General features: G+C 38.0%; 19 protein-coding genes and 2 pseudogenes. 2 read left to right on the forward strand and 19 right to left on the reverse strand.

From position 1 onward, the window contains the following. Window positions 1-14 precede the first annotated feature (14 nt). On the forward strand, window positions 15-614 hold the full coding sequence (locus tag LFLEISCH_RS02680; RefSeq protein ID WP_007472719.1) for a YdeI/OmpD-associated family protein: 600 nt from the start codon (window positions 15-17) through the stop codon (window positions 612-614). Between the two features lie 70 nt (window positions 615-684). On the opposite strand, the gene LFLEISCH_RS14530 is transcribed toward LFLEISCH_RS02680, so the two are convergent. From LFLEISCH_RS14530 to LFLEISCH_RS15745, 8 genes are all read right to left on the reverse strand, one after another. Then, complete coding sequence (locus LFLEISCH_RS14530) at window positions 685-1,515, reverse strand: HAMP domain-containing sensor histidine kinase (protein WP_051057279.1); 831 nt, start codon at window positions 1,513-1,515, stop codon at window positions 685-687. 17 nt (window positions 1,516-1,532) lie between these two features. After that, a complete protein-coding gene (locus LFLEISCH_RS14535) occupies window positions 1,533-2,069 on the reverse strand; it encodes a hypothetical protein (RefSeq protein ID WP_051057280.1) in 537 nt (178 codons plus the stop codon). Then, window positions 2,066-2,761 carry a response regulator transcription factor gene (locus LFLEISCH_RS02690; RefSeq protein WP_007472720.1) on the reverse strand — a complete coding sequence of 232 codons (696 nt, stop codon included), beginning with the start codon at window positions 2,759-2,761 and terminating at the stop codon, window positions 2,066-2,068. The genes LFLEISCH_RS14535 and LFLEISCH_RS02690 overlap by 4 nt, the downstream gene beginning before the upstream one ends. A 25-nt stretch (window positions 2,762-2,786) precedes the next feature. After that, complete coding sequence (locus LFLEISCH_RS02695; RefSeq protein WP_007472721.1) at window positions 2,787-3,032, reverse strand: SHOCT domain-containing protein; 246 nt, start codon at window positions 3,030-3,032, stop codon at window positions 2,787-2,789. A gap of 18 nt (window positions 3,033-3,050) precedes the next feature. Continuing rightward, window positions 3,051-3,275: a multicopper oxidase domain-containing protein gene (locus LFLEISCH_RS15220; protein WP_149022037.1), complete on the reverse strand. Its 225-nt coding sequence runs from the start codon at window positions 3,273-3,275 to the stop codon at window positions 3,051-3,053. Next, window positions 3,272-4,516 (reverse strand): multicopper oxidase family protein, encoded by a 1,245-nt coding sequence (locus LFLEISCH_RS02700; RefSeq protein WP_149022038.1) that lies wholly within the window; start codon window positions 4,514-4,516, stop codon window positions 3,272-3,274. Before LFLEISCH_RS02700 ends, LFLEISCH_RS15220 begins: the two co-directional genes overlap by 4 nt. 254 nt (window positions 4,517-4,770) lie before the next feature. Beyond that, window positions 4,771-5,481 (reverse strand): phytoene/squalene synthase family protein, encoded by a 711-nt coding sequence (locus LFLEISCH_RS02705; protein WP_007472722.1) that lies wholly within the window; start codon window positions 5,479-5,481, stop codon window positions 4,771-4,773. After that, on the reverse strand, window positions 5,474-5,623 hold the full coding sequence (locus LFLEISCH_RS15745; RefSeq protein WP_007472723.1) for a hypothetical protein: 150 nt from the start codon (window positions 5,621-5,623) through the stop codon (window positions 5,474-5,476). The genes LFLEISCH_RS02705 and LFLEISCH_RS15745 overlap by 8 nt, the downstream gene beginning before the upstream one ends. Before the next feature lie 160 nt (window positions 5,624-5,783). Between LFLEISCH_RS15745 and LFLEISCH_RS02710 the strand changes: the two are divergent. Further along, window positions 5,784-7,279, forward strand: a pseudogene (locus LFLEISCH_RS02710) (phytoene desaturase family protein). A gap of 73 nt (window positions 7,280-7,352) precedes the next feature. Here the strand turns inward: LFLEISCH_RS02710 and LFLEISCH_RS02715 are convergent. The 11 genes and pseudogenes from LFLEISCH_RS02715 to nadE form a co-directional block, all read right to left on the reverse strand. Next, entirely contained in the window at window positions 7,353-7,616 is a 264-nt protein-coding gene (locus tag LFLEISCH_RS02715) for a hypothetical protein (RefSeq protein ID WP_007472725.1), read from the reverse strand. Between the two features lie 11 nt (window positions 7,617-7,627). Further along, window positions 7,628-7,945, reverse strand: a complete 318-nt coding sequence (locus LFLEISCH_RS02720; RefSeq protein WP_007472726.1) for a hypothetical protein — start codon at window positions 7,943-7,945, stop codon at window positions 7,628-7,630. Window positions 7,946-7,961: 16 nt separating this feature from the next. Further along, window positions 7,962-9,197, reverse strand: a complete 1,236-nt coding sequence (locus LFLEISCH_RS02725) for a hypothetical protein (protein WP_007472727.1) — start codon at window positions 9,195-9,197, stop codon at window positions 7,962-7,964. Beyond that, window positions 9,197-9,361 carry a hypothetical protein gene (locus tag LFLEISCH_RS15580; RefSeq protein ID WP_206538440.1) on the reverse strand — a complete coding sequence of 55 codons (165 nt, stop codon included), beginning with the start codon at window positions 9,359-9,361 and terminating at the stop codon, window positions 9,197-9,199. Before LFLEISCH_RS15580 ends, LFLEISCH_RS02725 begins: the two co-directional genes overlap by 1 nt. Window positions 9,362-9,431: 70 nt before the next feature. Beyond that, the gene (locus LFLEISCH_RS15585; protein WP_159099755.1) at window positions 9,432-9,581 is read right to left on the reverse strand and encodes a hypothetical protein; all 150 of its coding nucleotides are present in this window, start codon (window positions 9,579-9,581) and stop codon (window positions 9,432-9,434) included. A 455-nt stretch (window positions 9,582-10,036) separates the two neighbouring features. Then, on the reverse strand, window positions 10,037-10,435 hold the full coding sequence (locus LFLEISCH_RS02735; protein WP_007472731.1) for a hypothetical protein: 399 nt from the start codon (window positions 10,433-10,435) through the stop codon (window positions 10,037-10,039). Between the two features lie 179 nt (window positions 10,436-10,614). Next, window positions 10,615-12,172: pseudogene (guaA, locus tag LFLEISCH_RS02740) on the reverse strand (glutamine-hydrolyzing GMP synthase). Window positions 12,173-12,293: 121 nt separating this feature from the next. Then, window positions 12,294-12,689, reverse strand: a complete 396-nt coding sequence (locus LFLEISCH_RS02745; protein WP_007472733.1) for a PTS sugar transporter subunit IIB — start codon at window positions 12,687-12,689, stop codon at window positions 12,294-12,296. Window position 12,690: 1 nt separating this feature from the next. Further along, window positions 12,691-12,837, reverse strand: a complete 147-nt coding sequence (locus LFLEISCH_RS16435) for a hypothetical protein (RefSeq protein ID WP_007472734.1) — start codon at window positions 12,835-12,837, stop codon at window positions 12,691-12,693. Window positions 12,838-12,850: 13 nt separating this feature from the next. Next, window positions 12,851-13,000 (reverse strand): hypothetical protein, encoded by a 150-nt coding sequence (locus LFLEISCH_RS16440; RefSeq protein WP_007472735.1) that lies wholly within the window; start codon window positions 12,998-13,000, stop codon window positions 12,851-12,853. A gap of 12 nt (window positions 13,001-13,012) precedes the next feature. Next, window positions 13,013-13,834, reverse strand: a complete 822-nt coding sequence (gene nadE, locus LFLEISCH_RS02755) for an ammonia-dependent NAD(+) synthetase (protein ID WP_007472736.1) — start codon at window positions 13,832-13,834, stop codon at window positions 13,013-13,015. Window positions 13,835-13,853: the final 19 nt, after the last annotated feature.

Below are 13,853 nucleotides of genomic sequence, written 5' to 3' on the forward strand. Positions count from 1 at the left end.
AATGAGGTGTTCTCGTGACTGAGGGCAAAATGAATCCAAAAATCGATGAATATTTAAGTCATGTCAAACAGTGGTATTCCGAGTCTGAAAAACTTCGCTCGATTTTACTAGACTGTGGGTTGACAGAGGAATTAAAATGGGGCAAGCCCTGCTATACCTTTGATGGTAAAAACATTGTGATTATTCAAGGCTTTAAAGCTTACTTAGCTCTATTATTTTTTAAAGGCTCATTAGTACAAGATCCCCATCATATTCTAGTGAAAACAGGTGAAAATACAATTGTAGGCCGACAAATACGATTTACATCTTTAGCGGATGTAGAAAAACTGCAAGAGATTATCCCGCAGTACATTCATGACGCTATTGAGGTGGAAAAAAGAGGTGAAACAGTTCCCAAACAAGAGCCAAAAGAAATCCCGATTCCGCCTGAATTCCAAGAAAAACTGGATGAGGATGCTACTTTAAAAGAGGCTTTCTTTTCCCTTACACCGGGAAGGCAACGTGGTTATATCCGCCATTTTGCGGAGCCCAAACAATCCAAAACTAAAATTGCACGTATAGAAAAATATATACCTAAGATTTTAAGCGGGAAAGGCTTAACAGATTTTAAATAAAAAACCGCACTTTTCAAATGTTGAAAAGTGCGGTTTTCTTTCGTTGCTTTTTCTCGAATGCTCTAGGTAACTAAATTTTAGGCAAGGTGATAATAAAGATACTTCCTTTTCCGAGCTCACTTTCAACCCGAATATTGCCTTTATGTGCGCGAATAATGGCGCGTGCGATAGCGAGTCCGATTCCTTGACCGCCTGAGATGGTTGCCCGTGATAAATCCGTTCGATAGAGGCGGTTAAAAATATGCTCTTGTTCTTCTTTGGCGATACCTACGCCGGTATCCATCACTTTAATAATCACTTCCAAATCATTTTCAGTTACTTGAACAATCACTTTGCCAGATGGAGGGGTAAATTTGAGTGCGTTTGCTAATAAATTGGTGATGACCTGCCTCATTTTATCCTCGTCAGCTACAAGTGAAATTTCTGGACTTATAACTTCCAAACTTATTTTTTTGGCTTCATATTGAGCTTCAAAATTGTCACGTATAGCGCATAACATATTTTTTAAATGAAATGGGCGAAGATTTAAATTTTCAATATGACTTTCTAGTTCTGTGATTTTTTCAATATTACCAATTAAACGTGTGAGTCGGTCCACTTCCTCGTAACAACTTTTTAAACGCTCTTTTGTAATGGGCCAAATGCCGTCATACATGGCTTCGATATGTGCTTTAATGGTTGTTAAAGGCGTTCTAAGTTCGTGGGCAATATCCGATGTGAGCCGGTTCCTAAGCTCATTTTGCTTTCCTAGACGTTTTGAGAGCTCATTGATAGATAGAACCAGTTCATTGATTTCAATTGTTGAACTTTCTGGTAGCATCGTTTCTAATTGATGGCCTTCCGCCAGTTCTTTCGTCTTTTCATTTAATTTCTCAAGCGGCTCACTTAAACGTTTTGACATCCAAGTCACGATAAAAATTAAAAAACAAAAAAAGCAGAAATAGACACAACGATTAAATTCGTTTTCATATCCCGAATAAAAGCTAAATCATGTTTCGTATAATTTAACGGACCAATATAATGGATATCTAGCGTTGCAATTTCCGCATCTGTACTATCTCTCAGCTTAAATATCTTTGTCGCTTCTTCCGTTTCGCGTGGATTCATTTTTTTAAGCTTATCTTGTTCTTTCTGACTTTCTTTTTGTGCCGCTTCTGAAGGAGTAAAAATCACATTTCCCGTCACATCGAGCAAAATAAACCATTGACCTTTAGAGGCAATGGACTCATTAATTTGCTCCAACCTTTTCGTATCCCAAGATTTCGTCTCTTCATTGTGTGCGAGCATCACACTATGCTCCGTTTGTTTTAACATCTCTCTTTGTTTTTCTAAAATATAGGTTTGAAAATGGGTGTTCATTAAAAAGAAGGTAATCAAACTAATCGACCCAATAATCAAAATCGATAAGGCGGCGAAACCAAAAATGAGTTGTGTTTTTATGGTCCTCTTTTTCATTCCGCACACCCGAATCTATAACCCTTACCATGAATAGTTAAAATAAATTGAGGTTTTTTTGAATCCTTTTCGATTTTCTGACGTAAATTTTTAATATGCGAATCAATCGCTCGGTCTGAATTAAAAGAATCATAGCCGTAGAGCGACTCAATTAGAGTTTCTCGCGGAAAGAACTGTGTTGGACTTTCCGCAAGCGTGTAAAGTAAATCAAACTCTTTTTTGGTAAGGCAAACTTCTTTATCGTGTAAAAAAACTTGCCTAGAGTTCGGATAAATAATTAAGCTCCCTTCAGCAAACGATAATTTATACACATCCTTATTTCTTATGTTTCCACTGCGCCTTAAAACCGTTTCAACGCGCATCACTAATTCTTTGGGACTAAATGGCTTCACAATATAATCGTCCGCGCCAAGTTGCAAGCCATGAATAATAATATCTTGCTCCTTGGATTTAGCCGTTAACATAATAATGGGCGTCTCATTACCACTTCCGCGAATTTCCTTACAAATATCAAGACCTGATTTATCAGGTAACATTAAATCTAAAATGAGTAAATCTGGCTGACTTAACGCAAACTTTCTTAGTGCCGCCTCGCCCGAATTCGCTCGAAATACCAAGTAGTCTTTTGCCACTAAATACGCCTCTACAACATCAAGAATTTTCGGCTCATCATCGACAATGAGGATTTTCATTCTGAACACTTCCCACATGTATGACTTATAAATATTTCTTTTTATGCAAGTATTCCTCTTCACTAATATGCCCGCGCATAAATTCATTTAATAAAACTTGCTCTGGGTCTTCTTCGTAAGATGTGATTTGTTCTGGTTTTTCGGCTTTATTTTTTACCATCGCGTAGATAAGATAAAAAATCGCAATAAGAATAATTATCCAAAAAAAGGACATAAACATCATACCGCCCATTCCTCCTCCAAATAAGTTAAACCAAGAATTACCCATCATAATCGTTATCTCTCCAATCTAAATCACATTAATTTGCCCCATCATACCATTCTCTTCGTGCTCAAGATTATGACAATGATAGACAAAAAGACCTTTTTGAGTAAAACGAATTTTTACTTGAACCTTTTCATTTGGCGCAACTAAAACCGTATCTTTAAGTCCCCGTTCATTTTCCGTCACTTCTTTACCATTCCGGCTAACAATTTGAAACTGCGTCCCGTGAATATGAAACGGGTGATTCATGCCCCCATCATATCATCCTGATTTGTTATTTCAAAGATCCGTTCCTCGCCCTGCTTGGCCACTTTATCAATTCGATTTTTATCAAATTTTTTTCCGTCTATCCTAACCATCGTCCCCATACCAGACAATTCGATTTTTTCTACTTTATCCGTAGCTATTTCTTTTGTTACCTCTGGAGATTCTAGCTCTTCCGGAATTGGTGGCCCCAAAAGAAGTGAATCCGCAACTTTAAAAGTTAAAACGTTCGTATTACCATCTTTTAATTCAAGGGTTTCGCCTTTTTCTTTTGCAACATCTAAAATGATTTCGGAACGCTCACCAGGGGCTAATCGGATACTTTTTAGCGTAGCGGGCTTTTCTAAAAAACCACCATCTGTTGCAATTTGTGTAAAAGAAGTATCATTACTCATTTTTAGTTTGTATTCTCGTGCATTTGATCCGTTCAATAATCGTAACCTAATTTTATCATATTTTACTTCTATATACGGACGAATTGTTCCATTTATAACTAAATTTTCGCCTTGTGTGCCGTCACTATTTTGGTCCGTTTCATAGTCAAATTGATTATCTGCTGTAAAGTTTCTATCTTGTATGACAACTGGAAAGTCGTTTTTCCCATAATCACTTGGTAAGTCTTTACTTTTTTCGTTGTTATCTTCAATGTAAATGAGTCCTGCTAAGCCTTCGTAAACTTGTTTAGCGGTTTTTCCTTCTGGGTGCGGATGAAACCACAGTGTAGCTGCATCTTGGGATACTTGAAAGTTCACACTTTTTTCGCTATTGGCTTGTACGATTTGATTTGGCCCTCCGTCTACATTATCTGGTACTACGAGCCCGTGCCAATGAAAGCTTGTCTCTTCATCTAAACTATTTTTGGTTCGAAAAGTGACCTCTTCTCCTTTTTGCAAACGTATAACGGGACCAAGATAATTCCCATTATAGCCAAGCGTTCTTGTTTTTTCACCACTTTTAATTAATGCTTCACCGCTTTTTGCTTCAATATCGTAGATGGTTGTATTGTTCTCTTTTGAGCTTGGTGCTAAAATCTTAGGAAGTTCTAGCGGCTTTAGTTTTTCACCTTTATCCTCTTTTAACACCAAAACCTCATCCTGGGTCCCCATATCCATATTCCGATGCTCATTTGGTGTCATTCCTCTATTAATTAGCCAAAGCCCAATCATAGCAATGCTTATCAAAAGCAAAATACCAATTAGAATACTTAACCATATACTTTTTTTCAAACTCCTACCTCCTTTACACCATAAGCGTAGCAAATTTCTATGTAGAAAATATGGAGGACTTTTTTTATTTCTCCATATTTTCTACACCCTCACATGTTAAGCTAAGGATGTAGTAAACAATGTTCGCTCGTTTGCTACCCCACCTAGTTAACCAAAAAAGTGTTTTGGCCTTAAACACTTTTTTGGTTTTTTTTTACAAAAAAAATCTCGGCATCCGCTCATACGAATTCCGAGATTTTTTGGTTTGCTTAAAATTAAATCATTTTTTGAATTTCATTTAATATTTTTCTTTTCTTGAGTTTACCAACTTGTATTCGTCGTTCGAGCGTATAGTGATTGGTTCGTACTTCTTCAATAATTTCCCCGTAAACTTTTGCAGCTAGCATAATCACAAATCGACTATCCTCATCAAATAAATCAATATCTAAAAGCGCCTTTTGGTATAAGGCGTTTGCTTTTTTGGCATAAAATTCCCACAATCGAATATAATTTTCATTTTCGCCCCCGTGAAAAACGGTATATAAATTGACATCAAATGTTGCCATTTTTTCTTTACTAAAATAAATACGCCCTTCTAAAAAGTCCTCTCCTACATCACGAAGAATATTTGTAAGTTGCATCGCTTGTCCAAGGGCGATTGCGGCACTTTTAGCTTGCTTTTTATTTTTCGTTGCTAAAATGGGGAGTAGCATTTCCCCGACTGTTCCTGCTGCACCGTAACAATAAGCCATCAGGGATTCATCTGTTTCTGGTTGCTTAAAACTTAAGTCACCCTTCACCGTTTCAATTAAAGCTAAAAAAGGGGTTTTTTCAAAAGAATAATTTTTAAAAGTGTCGATTAGTGCGCATTCAACCCGTTTATCTACTTGTGTGCTGTTTTTTTTGTTTTCGAATAAAGTGGTAATCATCGTTTTGTAAGCAAGTAGTTTTTCCTCATCTTGTTCTAAATCTATGCTATCATCCACTTGTCGGCAAAATGCATAAATAGCCCAGACGGCTTGCCTTTTTTTCAAGTGGCAATTGATTGAAGGCGAAACTAAAACTTTTTGAATAATTTTTCATAATCGTATAGCAGTAATTATAGGCTTCTTGGACAGAATGGCTCATTGTAGCTCCTCCTTAAGCTTATCACTTGATAAATAGAATCGTAAAAAATATAATGGTTTCACAACCATATTACTCTTTAACCTGATTATATAGATTTAAAACGTTATTTTCAAAAAGTTGAGCTTATTTACATAAAAGAAATGAGGAAAAGAGGTATAAAATGAAAAATATTGCGATTATCGGAGCAGGCGTGACGGGTTTAGCAGCGGCTATTAGGCTAGCGGCAAAAGGGCATAAGGTGACGATTTTTGAAAAATCCAGTCAAGTTGGTGGGCGAATGAATCAATTTCAAAAGGATGGCTTTACTTTTGATATGGGGCCAACCATTGTGATGATGCCTGAAGTGTACCGGGAGGTTTTTCAAGCAGCCGGTCGAAGCTTGGAAGACTATATGGAAATGACCCAACTGCCTTCGATTTATGACGTTTATTTCCCAAATGAGGATAAATTGACTATTCCAACTGATTTGGCGGCTCTTCAAACGCTTTTAGAAAAAATCGAGCCTGGAACGACAGCCGGGTTTTTAAAATTTTTAGCCGATGTCTATAAACGCTATGAAATTGCGAGAAAGCACTTTTTAGAACGTAGTTTTCGTAAACCGAGCGATTTTTATAATCCATATACCTTATTTCAAGGTTTGCGGTTAAAAACCTTCGATAGCGCTGACCATTTAATTAAAAAGTATGTTTCAAACGAGAAGGTGCAAAAATTGCTGGCTTTTCAAACTTTATATATCGGAATCGACCCCAAACAAGGCCCATCTCTTTATTCCATTATCCCCATGATTGAAATGGTATTTGGCGTACATTACATAAAGGGCGGCATGTATAGTATGGCTAGTGGTCTTGAAAAACTGGCAAGGGAACTTGACGTTACCATTCATACAAATACCCCAGTCGAAAAAATTATCACGGATGAACAATCCAAAACGGCCATTGGAATAGAAACGACTGAAACGCACCTTTTTGACCAAATTCTCTGTACGGCGGACTTTCCTTATGCCGCCCTTCACCTTGTCCCAACTCTAAAAAAATATCCGCAACAAAAAATTGAATCGATGGATTATTCCTGCTCGGCTTTTTTACTTTATTTAGGACTTGACCGTGATTTAAAAGAGGACCTATCCATCCATAATGTCCTCTTCTCTCGTGATTTTGAACAAAATATTCAAGAGATTTTTGATGGCACCGTTTCTACCGACCCGTCACTTTACCTTTATGCGCCTTCTGTTATCGATCACGATTTAGCCCCGGAAAATCAAACGGGACTTTATGTGCTCATGCCCGTTCCAGAATTAAAGACACTAAATATTGACTGGGAAGACCCTTCTTTTATTCAAAAAGTCAAACAACAAATTTATCAAAAACTAGCTGAGATCCCGGCCTTAGAAAACATCACGGAAGCCATTATTTCAGAAACCATTTTTACGCCAAAAGATTTCGAACATAACTACAACGCCCAGTTCGGCGCCGCTTTCGGTCTCCGCCCAACCTTAAAACAAAGTAACTACTACCGCCCTCAAAATGTAAGCAGCGACTATAAAACCTCTATTTCGCAGGCGCTAGCACGCACCCCGGCGCTGGTGTACCAATCGTTTTAACAAGCGCAAAAATAACGACTGAAGAGATGTTACGAGATATTCAAGATTTGGGATAAAAATGCATGTAAAAAACCGTAAATGCTTATTCGTTTACGGTTTTGCCTTATTCATTTGAATGCCAACTTCCAGTTAAAAATTCGTCAAAACATCTTCTTGTTTTTCGAGCACTTGAGTGACTTTTTGACCAAACTGCCCTTTTATAGCCTCTTGTAAGTGATGGTTTGACTTTAAAACTGATTTTTTCGCCTCTTTGATTTCTTCTTTACCTTTCTGTTGAACTTTTTTATCCAACACCGTCAAAGCTTGCTTGTTAGCCATGCCAATCGTTTGAATTTGCACTTTTTGATTATTTTTCTGAAGTTCTTTTAGTAAACTTTCTAAAGCCTCAAGCAATTTATTTCACCTCATTTGTTTCGTTCCAGTTGCTGTAATTCTTGACGAAAATGTTGCTCGTTTTGTTCCTCTTTTCGCCTTATGTCTTGCTTCTTTTTTTGAATCTCTTCCTGATAAGCTTCCTCTAACCATTCAAGTTCCCTACGTGCCATCGCTAAAATTTCTGTAAAATCGCCTTCTTTATGCATAAGCTTATAAGAGATAGCCTCATATGTTTTTTGTGTTTCTTCCTTTCCTTTCTGCTCAAAATGATAAAGATCTGCAGCTTGCTCTTCAAGAACTTGTCTTCTACGAAAATAGAGAGAGCGAATTTCTTCTTCTGTTTTCAATAGTCCAATCTCCTTTTTATGCTAATTGCAATGCCAAATCACGATCTTTTTGCTTCAATGTTTCGATACTATTTTTGATATCTGCTGCTAAACGATCAAATGAATCTCCCATTTTTTTAACCTTATTGATTTTGCTCTGATAATCTTTACACGGTTCTATTACGAGTCTTTTTTCCGTACATCCCACACATTCTAATTCGTCCAAAATCTCACTTTCAGTTAATAAATCACCGCATTTTCTAGCTTCTTGTAGCGTTTCTTTCCAAATTTTTTCCGCATCAGCCATTCCGTCTTGATAAATCTTAATGACGAGAGCTGTGCTAATTTTAAATTCTGCAACGGCTGTTTCTATAATCGCTAAAGCATGGCTATCATCTAAATAAATTTGTTCATTAGAAGAAATACCGCGACCACTCATTTGAAATTTTTTACGTAGTGCTAGAAGAGCAGATAATTTTGCAGTATATTCCATCATTAAATAGCGTTCTGCTTGTTGTAAAATAGCTTTTTGATTATAGTCGTTATTTGGTATTTTTAGCTTTCCTTCTTTGTCAAAAGTCCAGTTACTTAATTGGTGGTAATCCACAGGGTTTAAATGTGTCCCCATTTCCATACTTACTGTAATGGCTGCACTTATATCATCTCCGCCAAAATTCCCAATAAGGTCCGCCCGATTACGATAATTCGTTAGCATCCCCGGATTTTCCTCAACCCATTTTTTCGCCTTCTCTGATAAAATATTCGATGGATCAGGACCATTAAAACCTACATTACGCCAGTGATTTTCAGCTGAAACGGTTAAAGCTAAAAATTCACCTAATGAATGCCCTGTTGTAGAAATCTTAGCATCGGGATATTTTGCTTTAATTTCATTAGCAAATTTTTGCGCTGTCATCACTTGACCATCAATTTTAGAACCGGTATAAGGATGCGCCGGACTTTGTTCAAACATTTTATCACCTAAGACAACCGTCTGCAGATCCGTAGCCCGGTCTTTCGCATCCGCAAAATTTGTCCCCGCATACGCAATTACGATTTCTGTTGTATCGACTTTCCCATTTTTATCAACAGGCGCAACTGCCATGGCTTGCATTCCGTTTTCTGTGTGATTTTTGATTGTTAAAATTTTATATGTACTATCTTTATATACAAGTTTCTGTCCAGCTTTCATATCAGGACTATAGCTTCCGTGCTTCGGATCTAACCAATATACTATGTCACTTAAACCTTTATATTGCTTATCAGTTATCACTAAATATCTTCCTCCATCCCATCAGAAAATATTACTCTAACTTTAGACAATGTTTCCCCTTTTCTCTGCACATCCTCATCGACCAAACCATAAACGCCAAGCTCATTATCATTTTCTACAAATCCATATGAAAACTCAGCTGATTTTCCTTCTTTATTTGACATTGTCACTACAATTCGATATGACCCAGTCATATTGTTATAATCTATTCTCTCAATCTTAACTTTCGCTATATCAGCAAAGGTTTTTTTTTAATACTTCAACAGATTGTTTTTCTATCTCTATCTTTTTTTGTTCTTTTCTGTTATCCATAAATAGTTTTCCCCCTATGCTGATTATAATGATGACCACAATAATAGAAATAATCATCCATACTTTTTTCATTTCGTCCCTCCAGCTTGTCTTGGCTAGTCAATCCATTATAATAAATCCGTTTTATTATCGATTAAGTATACCATATTTTTAAAAATTTATTCATTTCTTTTCATAAAAACTTTTTTATTATTCCCATTTTGTTTTAAGAGTGCAACATATACTCTAAAATACTGTAATATCAAGGTGTTTGGACTTGACTATCAATTTTATAATCCGAATAAGAGTAGACCAGATTTTGTTCAAACATTTTATCATCTAAAATAATCGTCTATAGATTCGTAGCACGATTTTTCGCATATATAATTACGATTTCTATTGTATCGGCCTTCCCATTTTTATCAATAGGCGCGACCGTCATGGCTTGCATTCCATTTTTTTCATTGTTTTCTATTTTAAGAACCTCGAAATTCCCAAATTAAGATTGTTATGAAAGCCAACGATTTTGTGCATCAGATAACATTTCCTCACTCTCCTAAATATGTAATTTTCACATTTTCCAAGCTAACAGGTGTATCTTTTTTGTTATTTAAAATTCCTAGCTTTTCAAATTTAGATACTGGGCTCAATCCCACAATCCCCTCAGAGCTATTGAATTCAGAAACATCATTTGCAATTATTCCTGTTTCTAGCTCTTTACTTCCATTCAATTCAAAATTAATACCTACAGTACCCGTTTTTTCATTTTCATAATACTTTAAAAAAGTAATTGATGAGACATTCGCATAGCTCCTAACAATTCTCTTTGCGATATTTTCTTGTTGGTCGATTGTAATTTTGTTTGATTTATCCATAAATATTTTTCCTCCGATAATTGCAACTATGACAATCAAAATAATAGAAATAATCATCCATACTTTTTTCATTTCATCCCTCCAGCTTGTCTTGGCTAGTTTGCTCATTGTCTTCTCAAATCTTTAAAAATCGTTCTATTGTCACTTAAGTATACCATATCCCCAAAAACATAATAGTATCAAAACAGTATCAAAGACGCCTATAGACGCAAAAAAAGCCCTTAAAATAAAGGCTTTTTTTGGTTATGCAACTATTCCCATTCCACCGTAGCAGGCGGTTTGCTCGTCACGTCATAGACTACGCGGTTTACATGTTTCACTTCATTCACAATTCGGACCGAGATTTTCTCCAAAACGTCCCACGGAATGCGTGCCCAGTCTGCTGTCATGCCGTCGATGCTTGTGACAGCGCGGAGGACAACAGTGTGATCGTATGTGCGGCCGTCACCCATGACGCCGACGCTACGGATGTTTGGTAGGGCCGTGAAATATTGCCAGATTTCGCGTTCAAGACCGGCATTTTTAATTTCTTCTCTTAGGATAAAATCGGAATCGCGTACGATTTCTAGTTTTTCTTCCGTAACCTCTCCCAGTACGCGGATGCCGAGGCCAGGACCAGGGAAAGGTTGGCGCCATACAATCGCATCAGGCATACCAAGCTCTGTTCCAAGTGCGCGGACCTCATCTTTAAATAGCGTATTTAATGGCTCGATTAATTTAAATTGCATGTCTTCTGGCAGGCCGCCAACGTTATGATGGGATTTAATCGTTTGCGCCGTCGCGGTGCCGCTCTCAATGATATCTGTATAAAGCGTGCCTTGTGCCAGGAATTCTACACCGTCAAGTTTGCTTGCTTCATCGTCAAAAACATAAATGAATTCGTTGCCGATGATTTTACGTTTTTGTTCGGGATCTGAAACGCCTTTTAGTTTGTCCATGAAACGTTTTTTGGCGTCGACTTTAATAATATTCATGTTAAACTCGCCTTGAAGGGTCTCCATTACTTGATCGGCTTCACCTTTACGTAATAGGCCGTGGTCAACGAAAATGCAGGTTAGTTTATCGCCGATCGCCTTATGGATTAAAACGCCGACGACTGAAGAATCGACTCCGCCAGAGAGTGCTAGGAGTACTTTTTTATCCCCGACAAGCTCTTGGATTTTTTTTAATTTCAACGTCAATAAAGTTTTCCATTGACCAGTCGCCCTTGCAACCGCAGATGTTTAACGCAAAGTTTTTAAGTAAGTCGTTGCCGTATTCTGAGTGGCGCACTTCCGGGTGGAACTGAACACCATACATTTTTTTATCTTCATCGGCAATGGCCGCTACAGGGCAAGATTTACTTGTGCCTACAACGTCAAAGCCAGACGGTGCACTAACAACTAAGTCACCGTGGCTCATCCAGACAGTTTGATCAGTTGGAATGCCGGCAAATAAATGGTTTGGAATTTCTAGATGTACGTTTGCTTTCCCGTATTCACGGTCGTTTGCGGGTTCTACTTTTCCGCCAAAATGAAGTGTCATCAGTTGCATGCCGTAGCAAATTCCTAAAATAGGAACGCCCATTTCAAATAATTCTTCATCGCAGCGAAATGCGCCTTCGTCATACACACTGTTTGGTCCACCAGAGAAAATAATTCCTGTTGGCTTTAGTGCTTTCATTTCTTCAGCTGTAATGGTATGTGGATGAAGTTCACTATACACACCAAACTCACGGATTCGTCTTGTAATTAATTGGTTATACTGGCTCCCAAAATCCAAAACGATAATTTTTTCTTGCTCGAGAAATTCTTTCATCTTTTTTTCCAAAACCACCTTATCTATAAAAATTAAGCCAAAATTTTGGCTCAAACCACAAAATAAGAAAAGGACAATTGCTTGCCCTTTCATTCTTCTTACATTTTAACGTCTTGCGCTTAAAGTTGCAACCCTAGATTTTATCAGAAAGCGCAAGTGCTTGCGCCAAAATTTTCTGGCCTTCCATGCGACCAAATGCGAGTGAATCCATTTTTTCGCACGGAATCCCAATTTCGCTTAATACTTTTTCAACCTCTTGAAACATATAAGCCACTTGTGGAGCGACCAAAACAGCATCGACCTGCTCATCATAATCTTGAAATCGGGCACTCGTGATGGCCGTTACCGGGCCCATAAAAACAACTAAATCGCGTTCACTATTCTTTTTTAGAAAATCATCTTTAAATTTAACGTCTTCCGGAAAAAGCAATACCGCGTCAAGATTTTGTTCTTTCGCACTTTTCACAACATATTGCCCCATTAAACCCGAAGTAGCCCCGCCGGCACACACAATCATGACCGTCTTCATATTACAAGCCTTTGCCGCCTAACACTTCAAGTTCTTTATTGCGTTCCACGTTTTCGATTAGAGGCATAGCCCGTTCAATAATAGCTTTTGTGTTCGGATTATCTAATGCTGCTCGGTGATGGCCTTCATCTGTCCATATTTCACTCACATAAACTGCATTTTCATCTTGCTCGGAAATCCCTACAATGTACGGCTATGCATGATGCTTCTTTTTCTAAAGCTGCCGCACTTTCTAGTAAAATTTCTGCAAGCGCCTTTTGCTCACCTGGGTGCGTTTTAAACGTTGTGAATAAGCCAAATCCCATTTTCATTTTTCATTCCCCCTATTTCCAAAAATCGTCAAATAGTGTAATTGCCATATGGCGTTTATGCCTAGATTTTACATACCACGCTTCAATTTTTTCAGCTGCCGCATCGCTTACCGGGCGACCTTCCAAGTAGTCGTCAATTTCGTCATACGTGACGCCAAGCGCTACCTCATCCGGTAAAGCCGGTTTATCGTCTTCAAGATCAGCCGTCGGTTTTTTGGAATAAAGATGTTCAGGACATCCTAGTTCCTTAAGAAGAGACTTACCTTGTCGTTTATTTAAGCGAAAGAGCGGATTGATGTCCGTCCCGCCGTCCCCGTATTTCGTATAAAAACCCGTAACGGCTTCCGCGGAATGATCCGTCCCAACCACAACCCCATTATACATAGCCGCAATAGAATATTGGGCTTTCATGCGTTCGCGTGCCTTTTCATTCCCCTTTGCAAAATCAGATAGTGTGACGCCAGCACTCGCTAGCGTTTCAGCACTCGCATCAACCGCCTTTTTAATATTAATCGTCACCGTTTTGTCCGGCTCGATAAACGCAAGGGCGTCCTGACGGTCCGCCTCGTCCAATTGTTCCCCGTAAGGTAAACTAACGGCAATAAATTGATAGGTTGAATCCTTTGTTTCCTCACGCAATTCACTTATCGCGATTTGAGAAATTTTTCCTGCCAAGGTAGAATCTTGCCCACCTGAAATCCCAAGGACAAGCGTTTTTAAAAAACTATTTTTCTTTAAATAGGCTTTTAATAGGTCCACACTTTTTCGAATCTCTTCTTTTGGATCAATACGGGGTGAAACCTGCATCTCACGAATAATTTGTTCTCTTAACATAAAATCCTCCTAACCAAAT

Origin of the sequence: Listeria fleischmannii subsp. fleischmannii LU2006-1, from assembly GCF_000344175.1 — a bacterium.
Lineage (GTDB): Bacteria > Bacillota > Bacilli > Lactobacillales > Listeriaceae > Listeria > Listeria fleischmannii.